The following is an 18,920-nucleotide window of genomic DNA, read 5'->3' as shown; positions in this document are numbered from 1 at the left end:
CTAGCCGGCTCCCGCCGCCACGCCCACCAGGCCCCGCAGCCGCTTCAGGCCTCGGTGCCGCGCCACCCGGACCGCCACGACGCTGATGCCGAGCGCCGACGCGGTCGTGGCGACGTCGAGCCCGATCACGTCGAGACAGGTGACCACGTCGCGCTCGCGATCCGGGAGGCCGGAGAGCGCCGAGCGGACCCAGTCCTCGGCGACGTACGCCGACTCCGGGCCCGGCACCGGATCCGGCTCGACCTCGGCGAGCGGCGACGTCCGCCGCCGGCTGCCCCGTCGGCGCGCGTTCGCCTCGAGGTTGCGCGAGATCCCGAAGAGCCAGCCGGCGAAGTCGGCAGCGCTGCCCGTGAAGTCCGCGACCTTGCTGGCCGCCGTCAGCCACGTCTCGGCGGCGATGTCCTCGGCAGCCACGGCGCCGTCGTCCAGCGGTCGCCGCTGCAGCCAGACGAGCAAGCGCCCGGCGTGTGCTCGGTAGAGCTCACGCCAGGCGTCCGCGTCGCCGGTCTTCGCCGCTGCGACAGTGCGGTCGTCGGCTCTCACGGACCGGTGGTGGGGTCACTGGTCGGTGCGGCCTCGGCTCGATGCACGCCGGGGGATGGAGGAGGTTGCTGGCGGGCCTTTCCTGCGCCGCCGGTGGCGGGATCGTGGTGCCGCTTGTGCCGTCCGGTGTGACGGCCGCTGTCGGGATGCTTCGACGCGTTCTTCCCCACGGCGCGACCGCCCGTCCCCGTCGGCTTCTGTGACGGCTTGCCCGGCGGGCTCCAGCCCGGTGCGGTGCTCGAGCCGACGCGAGGACCCGTCGTGCTGGTGGGGAAGACCACGCCCGGCGCCTCGGATGGGGCTCGGGAGGCGCCGGGCGTGGCGCCGATGCCGGCACCCGGGACACGGTGGTCACCGGTGCGGCTCGGCGTGGCGGGCGAGGTGGGCGCGGGTGTGCGTGCCGGACCCGGTGCGATCGGGGACGGCACTCCCGGCAGGGCTCCCGCGATCCACGACGTGGCCGCCACCAGGCCGAGCGCTGCTGCTCCCGTCGTCAGCGCTCGGGTCGGTCTCAGCGTCCTCACGGTGGTGTTCGCCGCCGTGCTCGCTGTGCTGAGCTCTACGAGCTGGCTGAGCAGGACGGGGTCAGGCTCCAGCGCCGGGATGGTGGCGCGGAGCTCGGGGCGGTCGTCCATGGGAGCCATTCTCGAGGGAGTCCAGTCGAAGGCGATGGCGGTCAGTGTGCGTTCCCGGGGTGGGTGGGGGCAGGGCTGGTGTGCTGCGGCGTGTCGTGGGCGGGCTTGGCTGGCTTGCCGGTGCCATGGCCGACGCCGTAGTGCTTGCCGTTCTTGCTCCAGCCGCGGTGCTGCCCGCGCGTCCAGCCGTCGTGCCTCTTGGCAGCCGACTCGCCCGTCGCGCTCTCGGTCGGCTCAGCGGTCTCCTTCGGCTCGGCAGCCTCGGTGTCGGTCTCGGTCGACTCCGTGGTCGACGTCTCGGCCGGGTCCGCAGCGGTGGACTCGTCGGAGTTCGTCAGGGACGTCTCGGAGCTGGCCGTCTGGCTCGGGGCTTCCGACGTCGGGGCGGCGGTATGCCGGGCGCGGGCAGCGGCCGCGACGGCCTGACCGTGCGCGGCGTGGTCGTTCACCTCGTGCCCGGTCAGGTTCGTGACGCCCACGGCGTACGCACCTCCGATCGTCGACACGACGACCGCGCCTGTGGCGGCGAGGGCCTTGATGCTCTGCATGGGGAATCTCCTCCGAGACGGGTCACGGCGCGTGGCTCTGCGGTGGTTACCTGTCGCGGCTGGTCGTCGCCGTTACACGGGCAACGGACAAATCTCAGGCGACGGACAGATCTCAGCCGTGCGCGTTGATCATGAACTGGGCGGCGTGGGTGACGTACTCCCAGAACCGGGCGTCCTGCTCCGGCGTCAGCTCGACCGAGTCGAGCGCGTCGCGGAAGCAGGCCAGCCAGTGGTCGCGCGCCTGCGGCGTCACCGCGAAGGGGGCGTGCCGCATCCGCAGGCGGGGATGGCCGCGCTGGTCGGAGTACGTCGTGGGGCCGCCCCAGTACTGCGTGAGGAAGAGCAGGAACCGCTCCTCGGCGGGGCCGAGGTCCTCCTCGGGATACATCGGGCGGAGGACCGGGTCGGTCGCCACGCGCTCGTAGAACCTGGCGACGATGCGACGCATCGTCTCGTGGCCGCCGATCTCGTCGTAGAAGCTCGCTGCCTGCTGCTCGGTCACCCGCCCATTCTCGCCCACGGCGGAAGGCGGCCGGCGCCCGGTGCACCCGCTCGGGTCCATGCAAGGATCGGCGAGGATCCATCCCACTTGTCCATTCGACAACCAAGGAGCTCGCACATGCCCACGACCCGCACCGCCACGACCATCTGGGAGGGCACGCTCTTCGAAGGCGCCGGCAAGGTCACGCTCGACTCGTCCGGCGTCGGCACCTACGACGTGTCCTGGCCCTCGCGCGCCGAGGCCGCCAACGGCAAGACGAGCCCGGAGGAGCTGATCGCCGCGGCGCACTCGTCCTGCTTCTCGATGGCCTTCTCCAACGGTCTGGCGAAGAACGAGACTCCGGCGACCCGCCTGACGGTGAGCGCGGACGTGGAGTTCACGCCCGGCACCGGGATCACCGGCATCAAGCTGACGGTCCGTGGCGAGGTCGACGGGATCGACGAGGACACCTTCGTCTCGCTGGCCCAGGACGCCAAGGCGAACTGCCCCGTCTCGCAGGCGCTCACCGGAACGACCATCACGCTGGACGCCGCGCTCGCGTCCTAGCCGCCGGGCAGCCTCGGTCGAGGCACCCGCCTCAGCCGGCGGGTGCCTCCCGGGACTCGCCCTCCCACGTCATGCGCTGGACGATGGGGATCGAGATCCCCTCGTGGTCGAAGCGGGCCTTGATCCGCGAGCGGAGCTCGCGGGCGACCTTCCACTGCTCCATGGGCTCGGTCTTGACCATCACTCGCACGCCGATCGAGTCCGGCCCCAGCGTCTCGACGCCCGTCACCTCGGGCTGCTCGATGATGATGTTCGTGAAGTCGTCGTCGCGCCACAGGTCCTCGGCGACGTCGCGTAGCGTCCTGATGACGTTGCCGAGGTCCTCGCGGTAGCCGACGGTGATGTCCACGACGGCGCGGGCCCAGTTCTGGCTCATGTTGCCGACCCGGAGGATCTCGCCGTTCGGGACATACCAGACCGTCCCGTTGACGTCGCGCAGCCGCGTCACGCGGAGCGAGACCGCCTCGACCGTGCCTGAGGCGTCCCCGACGTTGACGACGTCCCCGACGCCGTACTGGTCCTCGAAGATCATGAAGATGCCGGAGAGGAAGTCCTTCACGAGCGACTGGGCGCCGAAGCCCAAGGCGATGCCCACGATGCCGGCGCTGGCGATGATGGGGGCGATGTTGACCCCGATCTGGGCGAGCACCATCGTCCCGAAGACCGCGATCAGGATGCCGGTGAGGATGCTCTTGAGCAGGTCGCCCATCGTCTTGGCCCGCAGCACTCGGCGGGTGGCGTTCGCACTGGCGAACCGGTCGCTCAGGCGGTCCGGCAGCACGCCGGCCTCGGCCTTCTTGACGACCCGGTCGACGATCTTGAAGAGGACCCAGCGGATCACGAGAGCGAGGACGACCAGGCCGAGGATCGCCAGCGGCTTGCCGATCATCAGGTCGGCCGCGTTCGCCGCCTGCTGGTTGTGGGTCCAGTCGTAGACCTGCTGGCAGATGTCCTCGCCCTGGGTGCAGGTGGAGACCCGTTCGAGCCAGCTGTTGCCTTGCCCGGCGGCAGGCGGCAGGGGGGTGAGTCCGGTGGTCATGGCGGTGGTGGCCGTCGTGAACATGGGCCCCAGTATGGCCATCCGACCTCCAGATCGCCGCAGCGAAGTCCCCGGTGCAGCAGCGCCGTCGCCAGCCGATATCGTGGCCGCGTGACCACGCCGTTGCAGACCCTCGTCCGCCGGGCCGCCGTGAGCGCCGGCTCGTTCGTCGCTGCCACCGCCGTCCTGACCGCCCCGGCGCTCGCCGACGTGCCCGAGGGCTGGGCCGGCAAGGACGAGTCGATGAGCTGGGGCAGCCTGCTCCTCCTCATCCTCGTCATCCCCGTCGTCCTCGCGATCGTGATCGCCCTCCTCGCCGCGCTCCCGGGCCTCCTCAAGGGCGAGGGCCTGACCGGCGGGCACGCGGGCGGTCAATGGCTGGGCGGTCCCCGCAAGGGCACCGCCGAGCTCGCGGGTCCCGACGACGAGACGTCCGAGGCCGGTGGCGCCAGTGTCCGCTGGTGAGCGCCTGACGACGGGTCAGCGATACGCCGTCGAGGAGTCCATCCGCAAGGCCGAGCTGGCCTCGCGCGCCGAGTTCTCGGTCTACGTGGGCCCGGTCGAGGGCAGTGACCCCCGCGCCTACGCGACGCAGCTGCACAACACGCTCGTCGCGCCGGCTCGCAGCATCATGATCGTCGTCGACCCCGATCGGCACGTCCTCGAGATCGTCACGGGCGGCTGGGTCCGGCGTACCCTCTCCGACGCCGAGGCCGCTCTCGCCGCGGAGGCGATGAGCTCGTCGTTCACCCAGGGCGACCTCGTCGGCGGCCTCCGCGCCGGGATCGCGCTCCTGGCCGACCACATCTGAGACGCCTTCGGTGAACGGTCGCAAATGCCCGCGGGGCAGGCGACGCGCCTTCCGCGCGCCGCCTGCCCGCGGGCATTTGCGACCGTTCAACGAGCGTAGGGACCTACTCGGCGTCCTTCGCCTGAGCCGCCAGTGCCCGGGCCGCGGCGTCGCGACCCTCGCGCACGTACCGCTTCGCGGCGGGCTCGGCCTGCGAGCCCTCCAGCCATGCGTCGGCCTTCGCGAGGAGCTCGGGGGAGGCGGCGTACTTCGGGAAGAGCCCGGCCAGCGCGACTGACGCCTTGTGGGTCCCGAGGTGCTCCCAGATCGTCTCGGCGGCCTGGAAGTAGCGGTCGACATATGGCGCCAGCACCTCAGCCTGGCGCGGCTGCTGGAAGGAGAGCGAGATCTCGCGCGAGGTCTCGTTGGGCGTGCCTGTGCTGACCACGACGGCGTCCCACGCGGCGGCCTTGGCCTCGGCGTCGGGACGGGACGCGCGAGCGGCCGCCGCCTTCTCCTGGCCCGAGATCGTGTTGTCGCGCTCCAGCTCCGCGGCGATCTCGGCCTCGCCGAAGGCGCCGGCGCGGGCCAGGCCGACGATGAGCGTCCAGCGCAGGTCCTGGTCGATCTCGAGGCCGTCGAAGGCGAGGCTGCCGTCGAGCAGGGACGTGAGGTCCGCCACGGCCGCGTCGGTGTGGGCCGCGGCCGCGAAAGCCCGCACGAAGGTCAGCTGGTGGTCGCTGCCGGGTGCTGCGCCCTGCAGGAGCGAGCGCAGGCCCGACTCCCAGCGAGCGGCGAGCGCGGCGCGTCGCTCGGGTGAGGAGTACGTCGCCACCGCGAGCGCCGTGTTGGCCGGGATGCGGGTGACGCCCCACGCGTCGGTCTCGTGCCCGATGTTGGCCAGGACGAGCTCGACGTAGTCGCTGATCGCCATCTCGGCGTCGCGGGTCATGTCCCACGCGGCGCTCCAGACCAGGGCCCGGGCCAGCGAGTCCGAGATCTTCGCCAGGCTCGTGAGCGCGGTGTGCAGGGAGCGCTCGTCGAGGCGGATCTTGGCGTAGGCCAGGTCGCTGTCGTTGACGAGGAGCAGGTCGGGCTGGGCGGTGCCGACCAGCTCCTTGACCTCGGTGAGCTCGCCCTCGATGTCGACCTCGACGTAGTCGGTACGAACGATCGCCCCGTCGGGGCCCCCGTTGTAGAGGCCGATGCCGACCCGGTGACGACGCAGGGTCGGCCAGTCGGGGTGAGCGTTCTGGCGGATCGCGACGGAGGAGTAGGTGCCGTCGTCGGCGAGCGTGAGCTCCGGGGTGAGCGTGTTGACGCCCGCGGTCTGCAGCCACTCCTGCGCCCAGCCCTGCAGCTCGCGACCGGAGGCCGACTCCAGGTGGCGGAGGAGGTCGCCGAAGGTCGCGTTGGAGTAGGCGAACTCCTTGAAGTAGGTCCGCAGGCCAGCGAGGAAGGGGTCCAGGCCGACCCACGCCACCAGCTGCTTGAGGACCGAGGCGCCCTTGGCGTAGGTGATCATGTCGAAGTTGACCTCGACCGCCTGCAGGTCGTGGTTGTCCGCGGCGATCGGGTGCGTGGTGGGCAGCTGGTCCTGCGTGTAGCCCGTGATCTTGCGCGCGTTGGCGAACCCGGTCCAGGAGTCGGTGAACTCCGTCGCCTGGACCTCGGCGTGGTAGCAGGCCCACTCCGCGAACGACTCGTTGAGCCAGAGGTCGTCCCACCACTTCATGGTGACGAGGTCGCCGAACCACATGTGCGCCATCTCGTGGAGGATCACGCTGGCGCGGAACTCGTAGAACGAGCGCGGCTGGCGTGAGCGCGGGAGGTACTCGTCGCGCAGGGTCACCGCGCCGGCGTTCTCCATCGCGCCCATGTTGTACTCGGGCACGTAGAGCTGGTCGTACTTCCCGAACGGGTAGGGGAAGTCGAAGGCGTCCTCGAAGAACGCGAAGCCCTGCTTGGTGAGCTTCACGACCTCCTCGCGGTCGAGGTAGGGGACCAGCGACTGGCGGCAGTAGTGGCCGAGCTCGATCGGACCGCTCTTGCCCTCGTAGGTGTCGAACACGCCGTGGTACTCGCCCGCGATGATCGCGGTGATGTAGGTCGACATCGGCTTCGTCGCCTCGAAGTGCCACACGGCGCGGCCGTTGCCCAGCGGCTCGGAGGCGGGCGTGGGAGAGTTCGAGACGACCGTCCAGCTCTCCGGCGCGGTGACGTGGAACGTGAACGGAGCCTTGAGGTCGGGCTGCTCGAAGGTGGTGAAGACCCGCCGCGCGTCCGGGACCTCGAACTGCGTGTAGGTGTAGACGCGGTCGTCGACCGGGTCGACGAAGCGGTGGAGCCCCTCACCGGTGTGGCTGTAGGCGCAGTCGGCCTTGACGACGAGCACGTTCTCCGCAGCCAGGTCCGTCAGGGTGATCCGACTGTCGGCGTACGCGGTGGCCGGGTCGAGCGTCGTCCCGTTGAGCGTGATCTCGTGGATCTCCGCGCCGACGAGGTCGGCGAAGGTCGTCGCTCCGGGCGTGGTCGCCGTGAAGACGACGGTGGTCGTCGAGGCGAAGGTGGTCGGACCGGTGGTGAGGTCCAGCGCGACGTCGTAGGTGGTGACGTCGAGGAGGGCGGCCCGCTCGGCGGCCTCCGCCCGGGTGAGGTTGGTTCCTGGCATGCAGGGCATCCTCGCACGGGGTCGAAGCGGGTAGTCGGGCGCCCGCGGGCGCATCAAAGGAAACTACAAGATTGTAGTTCTTTCATCGGCGTGTCGCGTTGACATTCTTTTCTCTAGAGTGCTCGGGTGCCACTCCAGTCACATCGGTATCAGCGACCACTCCAGACCCTGGCGATCATCCTTGCCGGGGCGCTGCTGGCGTTCGCGCTGCCGCCTGGACGTGCCACCGCCACGCAGTCCGACGCCGGGGGGACGCCGACGGCGACCCTGTGCCAGGGCTTCGACTTCTGCCAGAACCGCGGCTATCCCCATCAGGGATACAAGACGGCGATGAGCAAGATGTACTGGAACATGTACTCCGGCATCAACTGCACCAACTATGTCGCCTACCGCATGATCAAGAACGGCGGCTCGACGACGCGACCCGCCCAGCTCAAGCCGGGCATGGGCAACGCGACGTACTGGGGGACGTCGTTCGGCTACAACCAGACGCCCATGGTCGGGTCGATCGCCTGGTGGAAGGCGAACGTCCCCGGCGCTGGGTCTGCCGGCCACGTGGCGTACGTCGAGCAGGTGGTCAGCGCCACGCAGATCATCATCTCGGAGTCGAACTACGGCAGCGAGTTCTCCTGGCGGCGCATCTCCAAGAGCGCCGGGCCCTGGCCGACGGGCTTCATCCACTACAAGGACGTCCCGCTCAAGGCCACCGTCGCACCGACGGTCGTCGGCACGGCGAAGGTCGGAGTCGCCCTCACTGCGACCTCCGGCACGTGGTCGCCGACCGGCTCCTATGCCTACCAGTGGTTCGCCGGCGGCGTCGGCGTGCCCGGTGCGACGGCGACGACCTTCACGCCCACTGCTGCCCAGCTCGGGAAGCCGATCGCGGTCCGCGTGTCCGCCTCGCGGGCCTCCTACGTCACCGGCGTGGTCGTCAGCGCACCGACGGCCGCCACGGCGCCGGGCACCCAGTCGGTGGTGACGGCGCCGACCATCTCCGGGACCGCGCAGGTCGACCAGACGCTCACCGTCGACCCTGGCTCGGTCGCCCCGACGCCGGGTTCGATCAGTCTGCAGTGGCTCGCGGACGGCCAGCCGATCGCGGGCGCCACCGGGACGACGTACAAGCCGGTCCAGGGCGACGCCCAGAAGCGGCTCAGTGTGCAGGTCACGACCGCCACCGCCGGCTACACCACCCTCGTCACGACGACCGCGCCGACCGACCCCGTCCTGGCGCCCGACATCGAGGTGACCAAGCCCGGCGGCGTCGAGGGCAAGCTTCTCGTCGGCGAGACGCTGACGGCGGATCCGGGCGTGCTGGAGCCGCGGGACGCACGGGCGACCTACGTCTGGATGCGCGACGGCCAGCCGATGCCCGCCTTCACCGCACAGAAGTACGTCGTGAAGCCGAACGACATCGGCCGGCAGATCTCGGTGAAGGTGCAGCTGACGCATAGCGGCTACCGCAGCAAGGCGCTCGTGCTCGGGCCCTTGCGCGGGGTCAAGGCGCCCGCCAGCATCAAGGTCAGGGTCGCGACCACCCGGGTCAGGCAGGCGCTCGTCAAGGTCGTCGTCACCTCGCCGGACTCCCGTCAGCCGACGGGGCGGGTGTGGCTCAAGCTGCAGGGCAAGCGGCACCTGGTCAACTTGGTCCACGGCACCGGCAAGGTCAGGATCATCGGTCTGCGGCCGGGAACCCGTTCCCTGATCGCGCTCTACGTGGGCGACGCCCGCACCACCCGCGCGAGGACGACGCTCCCGGTCGCGGTGAAGGGCGTGGTGCCGGCCACAAGGCATCGCTGACAAGGGGCCCGGCCCATCTGTCGGCATATCTGTGCGTCCTCGTGTGTTGATGACAGATATGACCAACGCTGACTTCTGGTTCGACCCTGCCTGCCCGTTCGCCTGGATCACCTCGCGCTGGATCCTCGAGGTCGAGAAGGTCCGTGACATCCAGGTCACCTGGCACATCATGAGCCTGGCCTACCTCAACCAGGACAAGGACATCCCGCAGACCTACCGTGACTTCCTCGATGACGCCTGGGGCCCGGTCCGGGTCCTGGCCGCCGCCGAGCAGAAGATCGGCAAGGAGGCCCTGCTCCCGCTCTACACGGCGCTCGGCACGGCGCGCCACCTGGAGAAGAAGGAGTTCACCCGCGAGGTCATCGCCGACGCCCTCGAGAGCGCCGGGCTCGAGCGGGACCTCGTGGACGCGATGGACGACACCTCCTACGACGAGTGGATCAAGACCTCGCACCACCTCGGCATGGACCAGGTCGGCAACGAGGTCGGGACGCCGACGATCGCGTTCGAGGGGCATGCCTTCTTCGGCCCCGTGATCTCGAAGGCGCCGAAGGGCGAGGAGGCCGGGCGGCTGTGGGACGGCTTCGTGCTCGTCGCCGAGTTCCCCTACGTCTACGAGCTCAAGCGGGCCCGCACCCACGACCTCGACTTCAGCTGAGCGCCCGGCTCATGACCGTGGACCCGATGGGTGTGCTCGCACTCCAACGCGCCCTGACGCAGGCCTCCGATCTCCTCGACGCCGTCACCCCCGACGATCTGGGTCGACCGACCCCGTGCGCCGACTGGGACGTGCGTGACCTGGCCAACCACCTGATCGCGCAGCCGCGCATCTTCGTGACGATGCTGCAGGGCTCGCCGCCCGGGTGGAACGGCCGTGAGGACTATGCGGTCGACCTGGGGGAGGAGCTGCGCACCCGCGGCAACGCGCTGGTGAACCTGTGGCGGGAGATGGGCGATCGCGCCATGGTCGACCCCGACTGGCAGGCCGCGGAGATCGCCGTGCACACCTGGGATCTCGCGACCGCGCTCGGCCGCCCGAGCGACGAGCTCGACGAGCCGCTCGCCCAGCGCGCGCTCGTGACGATGGACCGGGTGCTGGGTCCGATCCGCAAGGGGCGCGCGTTCGCCGACGCCCGTTCCGCTCCGTCAGGGGCGAACGCCTACGAGCACCTGGCTGCGTACGCCGGCCGCGTGGTGCCCTGGCCGGGAGGTGCGAGCGGCGCGTGACAGGTGGTGCGGGCTAGACCGGTGTGACTGGTGTGACGCATGATGTTGAGTCATGCGCCGAACGACCTGTCGAACGCCCCCGCTGGCCGGTGCCGGCCGGCGACCACTCGTGGTCGCCCTGGCACTGGCACTAGCCGTCCCCCTGCTTGTGCTCGGGACCCCCGCCCCCACCTTCTCCACGTCCTTTGCGGCCACCGCCGCGGCAGCGGTCTCGCCCGCCGTGCGGCTGCGCCCGACGGGCGGTGGGGTGTCCCAGGCGGACCTGTCGCTGGTCGGCCGTCTCGGCCGGCGGGTCGACGGCGGTCGACGCTCGCCCGTGATGACCACGAGCGGCTTCTCGATGGTGGGCGTGACGTGGACGGGCAGGACAGCACCCGGCCGCGTGGCGGTCCGTTGGCCGGACGACCGGGGCCGCTGGAGCCGCTGGCAGACGCTGCCGACCCAGACCGACCTCCCCGGAGCCAGCGAGCAGGGGAGTCGGCACGGCACGCAGGCGGTGTGGACCGGCCGGCATCGCAAGCTGCAGGTCGAGGTGCTCGGCCATCGACCCGGGGGTCTGAGGCTGTCCCTGATCGACACGGGCGCCACCGAGCAGGTCGACGCCCCGACCGCAGGACGCCCCCTCGCGTCCGACCTCGACAGTCCCCGCGCCGCTACGGCGACGACCGCAGCGTCGGTCACGAGCCGTCGTGCACCCACGCATGCCCCGAAGCCGGCGATCCTCAGCCGCACCGCGTGGGGCGCGGACCCCTCGTGGCGCAACGGGCGGCCGTCGTACATCCGCAGGATCAAGCAGGTCCACATCCACCACACGGCCACGGCGAACGACTACGCGCCGGGCGACGTGCCGGGCCTGCTGAGGGGCATGTACTACTACCACACGCACTCGCTGGGCTGGTTCGACATCGCCTACAACTTCCTGATCGACCGGTTCGGGCGGATCTGGGTGGGTCGCAGCGGCGGCGCGAATCGTGCGGTGAAGGGCGCTCACACGCTGGGGTTCAACCACGAGTCGGTCGGCATCGCCCTGATCGGCAGCTTCGACAAGCGCCGGCCGACGAGCGCGGCCATGAACGCGCTGGTGCGGCTCGCCGCCTGGAAGCTCGACAAGTACCACGGCCATCCGCGCCGTACCGTCGTCGTGCGGTCGAAGGGGAGCGACCGCTTCCCCGCGGGCCGGTGGGTGCGGCTGCCCACCATCGACGGCCACCGCGACACCAACCAGACCGCGTGCCCCGGGACGGCGCTCTACAGCCTGCTGCCGTGGGTGCGCGGGCAGGTCGCCTACCGGGTCCACCGCTTCGACCCCTGACCGGGAACGAGGTGGCGCGCCCTCACTAGGATTCGGGGCATGAGTCCTGTGTCCGGCGGCGGACGTCGCCATGTGCTGAGCGCTGTCGCCTGGCCGTATGCCAACGGTCCGCGCCACATCGGCCATGTGGCCGGCTTCGGGGTGCCCTCCGACGTGTTCAGCCGCTACATGCGCATGGCCGGACACGACGTGCTCATGGTCTCCGGCTCCGACGAGCACGGCACGCCCATCCTCATCGCCGCGGACGAGGCCGGGGTCACCCCGCAGGAGCTCGTCGACCGCAACCACCGGCTGATCATCGAGGACCTCGTGGGGCTCGGCCTGACCTACGACCTCTACACCCGGACCACGACGCGCAACCACCACGCCGTTGTCCAGGAGCTGTTCCTCGGGGTCTACGAGAACGGCTACTTCGTCGAGCAGACCACGTTCGGCGCAATAAGCCCGTCCACCGGAAGGACGCTGCCCGACCGCTACATCGAGGGCACCTGTCCGATCTGCGGGTACGACGGCGCCCGTGGCGACCAGTGCGACAACTGCGGCAACCAGCTCGACCCGCAGGACCTGCTCAACCCGCGGTCCAAGATCAACGGGGAGACGCCCGAGTTCGTCGAGACGAGCCACTTCTTCCTCGACCTGCCGGCCCTGGCCGACGCTCTCGGGCAGTGGCTCGACGGACGTGAGAAGACGGGGCTGTGGCGCCCCAACGTCATCAGGTTCTCGAAGAACATCCTGGACGAGATCCGGCCCCGCGCCATGACGCGCGACATCGACTGGGGGATCGCCGTCCCGCTCGAGGGCTGGCGGGACAACCGCACGAAGAAGCTCTACGTGTGGTTCGACGCGGTCATCGGCTACCTGTCCGCATCGGTCGAATGGGCCCGCCGCTCCGGCGATCCGGACGCGTGGCGCCAGTGGTGGAACGACCCCGAGGCGCTGTCCTACTACTTCATGGGCAAGGACAACATCACCTTCCACAGCCAGATCTGGCCGGCGGAGCTGCTCGCCTACAACGGCGAGGGTGCCAAGGGCGGGAAGCGCCGAGAGCTCGCCCGCGAGGGCGACGGCCTCAACCTGCCGACCGAGGTGGTCTCCAGCGAGTTCCTCACCATGGAGGGCAAGAAGTTCTCGTCCTCGCGCAAGATCGTCATCTACGTGCGAGACCTGCTGGAGCGCTACCAGCCCGACGCGTTCCGCTACTTCGTGGCCGTCGCCGGTCCCGAGACCCAGGACAGCGACTTCACGTGGGCGGAGTTCGTGCGGCGCACCAACGACGAGCTCGTCGCCGGCTGGGGCAACCTCGTCAACCGCACCGCCACCCTCATCGCGAAGAACTTCGGCGAGCTGCCGCCCATGGGGGAGCTGAGTGACGACGACCAGGCGGTGCTCGACCTCGTCGAGGGCGCCTTCGAGACCGTGGGCGATCTCATCGGGCGCCACCAGCAGAAGCGGGCGATCGGCGAGGCGATGCGGGTCGTCGGCGAGGTCAACAAGTACGTCTCCGACACCGAGCCCTGGAAGATCGCTCGGCCGGACTCTGGGGCGGACGACCAACGGCTCGGCACCGTGCTGCACGTGATGGCGCAGTGCGTGGCCGACCTCAACATCCTGCTCTCCCCCTTCTTGCCCTTCAGCGCGAACGCTGTGGACCGCGTGCTCGGCGGTCGCGGCGACGTCGCCCCGCTGCCGCGGATCGAGGAGGTGGAGGACCTCGACGGCGGCGCTGGCTACCCGATCATCACCGGTGACTATGCGGGCTTCCCGGCCTGGCGGCGGCACCCGATCGCCGTCGGCGCGCCGGTGGGGAAGCCGACGCCGGTCTTCACGAAGCTCGACCCCTCGGTGGTGGACGAGGAGCTCGCCCGGCTCCAGCTCTGAGCCTCAGAGCCTCTGGGTGGGGCGTCATACGAGCTGGTTGGTCCAGCAGCCACCTCGCATGACGTCGTGCGCCGATGACGCGGTGAGGCCCGGCTATAGCCGGGCGAGGGCGGCCTTCAGCGGGTCGAGCCCGAGCGAGCCGAGGTTGAGAGCCGCGGTGTGGAAGGCCTTGAGGTCGAACGCCGCCCCATGGCGTGCCCTGGCGTCGGCGCGCGCCTCGAGCCAGATCCGCTCGCCCACCTTGTACGACGGCGCCTGACCCGGCCAGCCGAGATACCGGTTCACCTCGAAGCGCAGTGAGCCGTCCTCCATCCGTGAGTGTGCGCGCATGAACTCATAGACCTTCTCCGCGTCCCACACCTCACCCGGTCGCCAGCCATAGGGGTTGTCCGCCGGGATCATGAGCCCGAGGTGGATGCCGATGTCGACGATGACACGGGCGGCCCGGAAGCCCTGCATGTCGAGGAACCCGAGCCGGTCGCCGGGGTCGGCGAAGTAGCCGAGCTCGTCCATCAGCCGCTCGGCATAGAGTGCCCAGCCCTCGCCGTGCCCGCTCACCCAGCACATCAGCCGCTGCCAGCGGTTGAGGAGGTCGGCGCGGTGGACGGCCTGGGCGCACTGCAGGTGGTGGCCGGGCACGCCCTCGTGGAACACGGTCGTCGTCTCGCGCCAGGTCGAGTAGATCTTGTGGTCGTCGGTGAAGGAGAACCACATCGTGCCGGGCCGCGAGAAGTCTTCGGACGGTGGCGTGTACCACGCCCCGCCGTCGTTGATCGGAGCCACCTTGCAGGCCAGGGTCCGCAGCGGCTCGGCGATGTCGAAGTGCACGCCGTCGAAGGTCCGCAGGATGTCGTCGGACCTCGCCTGCATCCAGTCCTGGAACGCCTCGCGGCTGCCGCAGTCACGCGCAGGGTCGGCGTCGAGGGCCGCCACCGCGTCCGCGACGGTCCCGCCAGGGACGATCCGCTGCGCCGTCGCGGCCATGTCGTCCTCGATCCGCTTGAGCTCCTGCCAGCCCCAGGCGTAGGTCTCCTCCAGGTCGACGGCGGCGCCGAGAAACCCCCGAGACGCGAGCGCGTAGTGCTCACGCCCCACCCCGTCAGCCTCGCGTCCGAGCGGAGCGAGCTCGGTCTCGACGAAGCGGCCGAAGCCGGCGTACGCCGCCGACGCCTCCTTCGCCCGTGCGAGGAGGCGGTCGCGGACGTCGCCGGGCGCCTGGCCGGCCAGCGTCAGGAAGTAGTCGCCGCTCGCGCCCTGCTGTCCCGTCCAGCCGCGGATCTGGTCGGCATGCTCGACATACTGCCGGCGCGCGGCGACGCGCCCGCCGGCCGCCTCCTCGAGCAGCGTCCGCCGATACTCCTCGAGCGCCGCCGGGATCCCTGCAAGGCGAGAGTCGATCGCCTCCCAGTCCTCGCGGGTCTCGGTCGCCATCAGGTCGAAGGCCTCCCGCAGCGCATGTGAGGACCCCGTGATGACCGAGAGCTCGTAGCGCGCGAGCCCCGCGTCCACGCGCTCGACGTCGAGCCCCGTCCGCTCGAGGAACGCATCCCGTGCCACGGCCTCGCGCTCGTCGCTGGGAGTCAGGGCGGCGACCTCCGCGAGCGCGGTCCGCGCGAGCTCCTCGCGGGCCGCGAAGCCGTCGGGGGAGAGGTCCGGCAGCTCGTGCTCATGGCCGGCGATGCCGGCGAATGTGGCGGTGATCGGGTCGAGAGCGGCGTACTCCTCGACGAACTGGTCCGTGCGGGCATCGACGGGTCGGGTCACGGCTCCGACCCTAGGACACCCTGCCGATGTCGCGCGCTCTCAATTCACAGGTCATGACGGCGGACCTGGGTCGGCGTATGGTCCATGGCACGTGTCTCGACGCGACCTGGGAGGCCCTGGTGACCAAGCCGGCGATCGTGACGGTCGACGACGACCCTGAGGTGTCGGCCGCGATCAGCCGAGACCTACGCCACCGGTATGGCGCGGACTACCGCATCGTGCGAGCGACGTCCGGCGCGGACGCCCTCGATGTGCTCGCGCGGCTGGCGATGCGCGGCCACCCGGTCGCCCTGATCGCCACCGACCAGCGGATGCCGGGCATGACGGGCATCGAGATGCTCGGGCGGGCTCGAGAGCACGCTCCGACGGCGAAGCACCTGCTGCTCACGGCGTACGCCGACACGGACGTCGCGATCCGGGCGATCAACGAGATCGGGCTCGACTACTACCTGCTGAAGCCGTGGGACCCGCCGGACGAGCGGCTCTATCCCGTGGTGGACGACCTTCTCGGCGACTGGCGGAGCGCGAACCCGGAGGCATCCGTCTCCGTGCGGGTCGTCGGCCATCGGTGGTCGGACCGGGCGCACGAGGTCCGCCAGTTCCTCACGAGGAACCACGTGCCCTACCGCTGGCTGGACGTCGAGCGCGACGAGGAGGCCGCTCCGCTGGTCTCCGCCGTCGGCGTCGGCGACGACGCGCTCCCTCTCGTGCTCGTGCCCGATCGGGACCCTCTGCTGGCACCCCACCCGGTCGAGCTGGCCGAGGCCCTGGGGCTGCGGACCGTGGCCACGCAGACGCTGTACGACGTCTGCATCGTCGGTGCTGGGCCCGCCGGACTCGCCGCCGCCGTGTACGCCGCCTCCGAAGGGCTCAACACTGTCATCGTGGAGCGTGAGGCGCCCGGCGGCCAGGCCGGACAGAGCGCCTCGATCGAGAACTATCTCGGCTTTCCGCGCGGGCTGACAGGCGCCGACCTGACTCATCGCGCGCTCGCCCAGGCGTCGCGGTTCGGCGCGGAGCTCGTGCTCGCCCGGGACGTGACGGGCTTCGAGGAGCGTGGTCCGGCGCGGGCGGTGCTCCTCGAGGGCGGCGGAGAGATCGAGGCACGGGCGGTGATCGTTGCGACGGGTGTGTCGTACCGGCGCCTCGAGGCGGCCGGGGCGGACGCCTTCACGGGGCGGGGGATCTACTACGGCGCGGACGCCGCCGAAGCCCGTCAGTGCGCCGACGAGGAGGTCTATCTCGTGGGCGCGGCGAACTCGGCCGGCCAGGCGGCGCTGAACCTGGCGCAGCACGCGAAGCGGGTCGTCATGCTCGTCCGTGGCGATGCGTTGGACGCGACGATGTCGCGCTATCTCGTCGACCGGATCCGGGTGACGCCGACCATCGAGGTGCGCCTGTGCACCCAGGTGGTGGCCGCTCGCGGCAACGGTCATCTGGAAGCGCTCACGCTGGCGGACCGAGCCGCCCGGGTGACCGAGGAGGTGCCGGCGTCCTGGCTGTTCGTGTTCATCGGCGCCTCGCCGCGCACCGACTGGCTGGGCACCGACGTCCGACGCGACAGCAAGGGGTTCGTGGTGACGGGTCAGGACGTGCTCGACGACGCCGCGCACTGGCCTTTGGCGCGGGCGCCGTACCCCCTCGAGACGAGCGTCCCCGGCGTCTTCGCCGCTGGCGACGTGCGGTTGGACTCGATGAAGCGGGTCGCCTCGGCTGTCGGAGAGGGCGCGATGTCGATCTACCACGTCCACCGCTACCTGGCCACGATCTGATGGAGCTCGCGGACCTGCGCCCCATCGGGCTGTTCGACGGCGTCACCGACGAGCAGCTCGCCGAGCTGCTCAGCGACGGTGCCGAGGTCTCCTTCCAGCGCGGCGACGTCGTCTTCCGTGAGGGCGAGCACGCCGACTACTGGTGGGTGCTGGTCGACGGCTCGCTGACACTCGCCCGGCGGCTCGGCGGGGAGGAGGTCGTCGTCGGGCGGATGGCGGTGCCCGGCGTGTGGTCGGGCGGCTTCCGGGCGTGGGACAACCAAGGCGTCTACCTCGCCACCGGTCGTGGCGAGGAACCGGGGCGGTTGCTCCAGGTGCCGTCCGAGGCGCTCGGCGCACGGCTGAGGGCGTGGCTGCCCCTCGGGGTTCACCTGATCAACGGCATCTTCGGCACCGCCCGACGGATCGAGGCCACGGCACGTCAGCGGGACTCGCTCGTCACGTTGGGGCGACTGTCAGCCGGCCTGGCCCACGAGCTCAACAACCCGGCTGCGGCGGCGGTCCGGGCCGTCGCATCGCTCGACGCGACGAACACGATGCTGCTCTCTTCGCTGCGCAGCCTTGCCGAGCACGGGATCTCGGCCGCCCAGTTCGCCGCGCTCGATGCGTTGCGACTCGAGCTGGCGGGGCAGCCGCGCTCCCACGACGCGCTGGCGCTTGCCGACCGGGAGGAGGCGCTGACCGATTGGCTCGAGGACCACGGCATCGAAAGGGCGTGGGAGCTGTCACCTGTCCTCGCGGCCGCGGGCACGGAGACGGACTGGTGCGACCGGGTCGAGGACGTCCTCGGCGCGGGCCTCCCACCCGGGCTCGAGTGGGTGGTTGCGACGCTCTCCTCGTCGGCGTTGCTCGGGGAGGTGCGGGAGTCGACCAGGCGGGTCTCCGAGCTGGTGTCGGCGGTGCGCTCCTACTCTCAGATGGATCGGGCGTCGCGGCAGAGGACCGCCGTCACCGAGGGCTTGGAGAGCACGCTCGTCATGCTGGGACACAAGATCGCCGACGGCGTCTGCATCGTCCGTGACTATGCGCCGGACGTGCCGGCTGTCGATGCCTTCCCTGGTGAGCTCAACCAGGTCTGGACGAACCTCATCGACAACGCACTCGACGCCATGGCGGGCCGCGGCACCCTGCGGGTCAGCACGAGGCGGGAGGGCGACGAGGTCGTCGTCGAAGTCGCCGACACCGGACCCGGCATGGCTCCCGAGGTCGCCGCTCGGGCCTTCGAGGCGTTCTTCACGACGAAGGACGTCGGCGAGGGCACCGGCCTGGGCCTCGACATCGCGCGCCGGATCGTGGTCGAGCGGCACGGCGGCCAGATCATCATCCATTCCGACCCTGGCAACAACGTCATGGAGGTCCGCCTGCCGCTCGCCCAGCCGGGCTGAGGGGAGGTCTGATCGGGCCTGGCCGTCAGTCCTCGATCAGAGCCTTTCCGTCACGCTGCAGTGCCTCGAGTCCGTCCCGCATCGCCTGCAGCTTCTCAGGTGAGTGACCGACCCAGTCGACGAGCTCGCCGGTGATGCGCAGCGGCTGACGGCTGCGGTAGGACCGCGTCGGATTCCCCGGGAACTTCTTGTCTGTGACGTTGGGATCGTCCTCGACGTCACCGGTCGGCTCGACGATGAAGATCCGCCCTCGACCTTCGCCGGCGGCGAGCTCTGCTCCCCAGGTGGCGGCGTCGAGCGTCGCCGTGAAGTAGATGTAGTTCATCACCCGACCGGCCTCGAAGTTCGAGCTGCGCCCGGGCACGAGCAGGTCGCCCACCGCCAGGTCTGCCTTCGTGCCGTGGAGGTATACGCCGTCCTCGAACACGTCGAACGGCACTGGCTCACTCCTCGGCTTCACGTGGATGACAGTAGCCGTCCCCTGCGCTCGGGTGATCTGAGCTGCGCG

18 protein-coding genes are annotated in these 18,920 nt (G+C 70.5%); 10 read left to right on the top strand and 8 right to left on the bottom strand.

Annotated elements, in window-relative coordinates; translation table 11 throughout:
- The 4 genes from ACYQ1K_RS12810 to ACYQ1K_RS12795 form a co-directional block, all read right to left on the bottom strand.
- Positions 1-543, bottom strand: coding sequence for an RNA polymerase sigma factor (locus ACYQ1K_RS12810; RefSeq protein ID WP_459983379.1), 543 nt, complete (start codon positions 541-543; stop codon positions 1-3).
- Positions 540-1,178, bottom strand: coding sequence for a hypothetical protein (locus ACYQ1K_RS12805; protein ID WP_459983378.1), 639 nt, complete (start codon positions 1,176-1,178; stop codon positions 540-542). The genes ACYQ1K_RS12810 and ACYQ1K_RS12805 overlap by 4 nt, the downstream gene beginning before the upstream one ends.
- 41 nt (positions 1,179-1,219) lie before the next feature.
- The gene (locus ACYQ1K_RS12800; RefSeq protein ID WP_459983377.1) at positions 1,220-1,726 is read right to left on the bottom strand and encodes a hypothetical protein; all 507 of its coding nucleotides are present in this window, start codon (positions 1,724-1,726) and stop codon (positions 1,220-1,222) included.
- 112 nt (positions 1,727-1,838) lie between these two features.
- Positions 1,839-2,228: a globin gene (locus ACYQ1K_RS12795; RefSeq protein ID WP_459983376.1), complete on the bottom strand. Its 390-nt coding sequence runs from the start codon at positions 2,226-2,228 to the stop codon at positions 1,839-1,841.
- Positions 2,229-2,345: 117 nt separating this feature from the next.
- On the opposite strand from ACYQ1K_RS12795, the gene ACYQ1K_RS12790 reads away from it, so the two are divergent.
- Positions 2,346-2,774: an OsmC family peroxiredoxin gene (locus ACYQ1K_RS12790; RefSeq protein WP_459983375.1), complete on the top strand. Its 429-nt coding sequence runs from the start codon at positions 2,346-2,348 to the stop codon at positions 2,772-2,774.
- 31 nt (positions 2,775-2,805) lie between these two features.
- Here ACYQ1K_RS12790 and ACYQ1K_RS12785 read toward each other — a convergent pair whose 3' ends face one another.
- Entirely contained in the window at positions 2,806-3,837 is a 1,032-nt protein-coding gene (locus ACYQ1K_RS12785; protein ID WP_459983374.1) for a mechanosensitive ion channel family protein, read from the bottom strand.
- 87 nt (positions 3,838-3,924) lie between these two features.
- Between ACYQ1K_RS12785 and ACYQ1K_RS12780 the strand changes: the two genes are divergently transcribed.
- Positions 3,925-4,278 carry a hypothetical protein gene (locus ACYQ1K_RS12780; RefSeq protein WP_459983373.1) on the top strand — a complete coding sequence of 118 codons (354 nt, stop codon included), beginning with the start codon at positions 3,925-3,927 and terminating at the stop codon, positions 4,276-4,278.
- A complete protein-coding gene (locus tag ACYQ1K_RS12775) occupies positions 4,265-4,624 on the top strand; it encodes a DUF5130 family protein (protein WP_459983372.1) in 360 nt (119 codons plus the stop codon). Before ACYQ1K_RS12780 ends, ACYQ1K_RS12775 begins: the two co-directional genes overlap by 14 nt.
- A 103-nt stretch (positions 4,625-4,727) precedes the next feature.
- Here ACYQ1K_RS12775 and pepN read toward each other — a convergent pair whose 3' ends face one another.
- A complete protein-coding gene (gene pepN, locus ACYQ1K_RS12770; RefSeq protein ID WP_459983371.1) occupies positions 4,728-7,274 on the bottom strand; it encodes an aminopeptidase N in 2,547 nt (848 codons plus the stop codon).
- Between the two features lie 126 nt (positions 7,275-7,400).
- On the opposite strand from pepN, the gene ACYQ1K_RS12765 reads away from it, so the two are divergent.
- The 5 genes from ACYQ1K_RS12765 to metG are packed head-to-tail and all read left to right on the top strand — an operon-like array spanning position 7,401 to position 13,491.
- Positions 7,401-9,074, top strand: coding sequence for a CHAP domain-containing protein (locus ACYQ1K_RS12765; RefSeq protein WP_459983370.1), 1,674 nt, complete (start codon positions 7,401-7,403; stop codon positions 9,072-9,074).
- A gap of 58 nt (positions 9,075-9,132) precedes the next feature.
- The gene (locus tag ACYQ1K_RS12760) at positions 9,133-9,732 is read left to right on the top strand and encodes a mycothiol-dependent nitroreductase Rv2466c family protein (protein ID WP_459983369.1); all 600 of its coding nucleotides are present in this window, start codon (positions 9,133-9,135) and stop codon (positions 9,730-9,732) included.
- Positions 9,733-9,743: 11 nt separating this feature from the next.
- Positions 9,744-10,301 (top strand): TIGR03086 family metal-binding protein, encoded by a 558-nt coding sequence (locus ACYQ1K_RS12755; RefSeq protein WP_459983368.1) that lies wholly within the window; start codon positions 9,744-9,746, stop codon positions 10,299-10,301.
- Between the two features lie 52 nt (positions 10,302-10,353).
- Complete coding sequence (locus ACYQ1K_RS12750) at positions 10,354-11,613, top strand: peptidoglycan recognition protein family protein (protein WP_459983367.1); 1,260 nt, start codon at positions 10,354-10,356, stop codon at positions 11,611-11,613.
- 39 nt (positions 11,614-11,652) lie between these two features.
- Positions 11,653-13,491, top strand: coding sequence for a methionine--tRNA ligase (metG, locus tag ACYQ1K_RS12745; protein WP_459983366.1), 1,839 nt, complete (start codon positions 11,653-11,655; stop codon positions 13,489-13,491).
- Between the two features lie 93 nt (positions 13,492-13,584).
- On the opposite strand, the gene ACYQ1K_RS12740 is transcribed toward metG, so the two are convergent.
- A complete protein-coding gene (locus ACYQ1K_RS12740) occupies positions 13,585-15,255 on the bottom strand; it encodes a DUF885 domain-containing protein (protein WP_459983365.1) in 1,671 nt (556 codons plus the stop codon).
- A 53-nt stretch (positions 15,256-15,308) separates the two neighbouring features.
- Between ACYQ1K_RS12740 and ACYQ1K_RS12735 the strand changes: the two genes are divergently transcribed.
- Together ACYQ1K_RS12735 and ACYQ1K_RS12730 are read left to right on the top strand one after the other, a co-directional pair.
- The gene (locus ACYQ1K_RS12735) at positions 15,309-17,027 is read left to right on the top strand and encodes an FAD-dependent oxidoreductase (protein WP_459983364.1); all 1,719 of its coding nucleotides are present in this window, start codon (positions 15,309-15,311) and stop codon (positions 17,025-17,027) included.
- Positions 17,027-18,412, top strand: a complete 1,386-nt coding sequence (locus tag ACYQ1K_RS12730) for an ATP-binding protein (RefSeq protein WP_459983363.1) — start codon at positions 17,027-17,029, stop codon at positions 18,410-18,412. Before ACYQ1K_RS12735 ends, ACYQ1K_RS12730 begins: the two co-directional genes overlap by 1 nt.
- Positions 18,413-18,437: 25 nt before the next feature.
- Here ACYQ1K_RS12730 and arr read toward each other — a convergent pair whose 3' ends face one another.
- Positions 18,438-18,872: an NAD(+)--rifampin ADP-ribosyltransferase gene (arr, locus tag ACYQ1K_RS12725; RefSeq protein ID WP_459983551.1), complete on the bottom strand. Its 435-nt coding sequence runs from the start codon at positions 18,870-18,872 to the stop codon at positions 18,438-18,440.
- Between the last annotated feature and the right edge of the window lie 48 nt (positions 18,873-18,920).

Source organism: Nocardioides sp. AN3, assembly GCF_054653495.1.
The sequence above is the reverse complement of the archived record's forward strand: the minus strand, read 5'-3'. Positions and strand labels throughout refer to the sequence as shown.

What these genes read in the sequence shown, in the direction of transcription:
- ACYQ1K_RS12805 (WP_459983378.1), bottom strand. Translation starts at nt 1,178, where the DNA reads ATGGACGACCGCCCCGAGCTCCGCGCCACCATCCCGGCGCTGGAGCCT.
- ACYQ1K_RS12800 (WP_459983377.1), bottom strand. Translation starts at nt 1,726, where the DNA reads ATGCAGAGCATCAAGGCCCTCGCCGCCACAGGCGCGGTCGTCGTGTCG.
- ACYQ1K_RS12790 (WP_459983375.1), top strand. Translation starts at nt 2,346, where the DNA reads ATGCCCACGACCCGCACCGCCACGACCATCTGGGAGGGCACGCTCTTC.
- ACYQ1K_RS12785 (WP_459983374.1), bottom strand. Translation starts at nt 3,837, where the DNA reads ATGTTCACGACGGCCACCACCGCCATGACCACCGGACTCACCCCCCTG.
- pepN (WP_459983371.1), bottom strand. Translation starts at nt 7,274, where the DNA reads ATGCCAGGAACCAACCTCACCCGGGCGGAGGCCGCCGAGCGGGCCGCC.
- ACYQ1K_RS12760 (WP_459983369.1), top strand. Translation starts at nt 9,133, where the DNA reads ATGACCAACGCTGACTTCTGGTTCGACCCTGCCTGCCCGTTCGCCTGG.
- ACYQ1K_RS12755 (WP_459983368.1), top strand. Translation starts at nt 9,744, where the DNA reads ATGACCGTGGACCCGATGGGTGTGCTCGCACTCCAACGCGCCCTGACG.
- ACYQ1K_RS12750 (WP_459983367.1), top strand. Translation starts at nt 10,354, where the DNA reads ATGCGCCGAACGACCTGTCGAACGCCCCCGCTGGCCGGTGCCGGCCGG.
- metG (WP_459983366.1), top strand. Translation starts at nt 11,653, where the DNA reads ATGAGTCCTGTGTCCGGCGGCGGACGTCGCCATGTGCTGAGCGCTGTC.
- ACYQ1K_RS12735 (WP_459983364.1), top strand. Translation starts at nt 15,309, where the DNA reads ATGACGGCGGACCTGGGTCGGCGTATGGTCCATGGCACGTGTCTCGAC.
- ACYQ1K_RS12730 (WP_459983363.1), top strand. Translation starts at nt 17,027, where the DNA reads ATGGAGCTCGCGGACCTGCGCCCCATCGGGCTGTTCGACGGCGTCACC.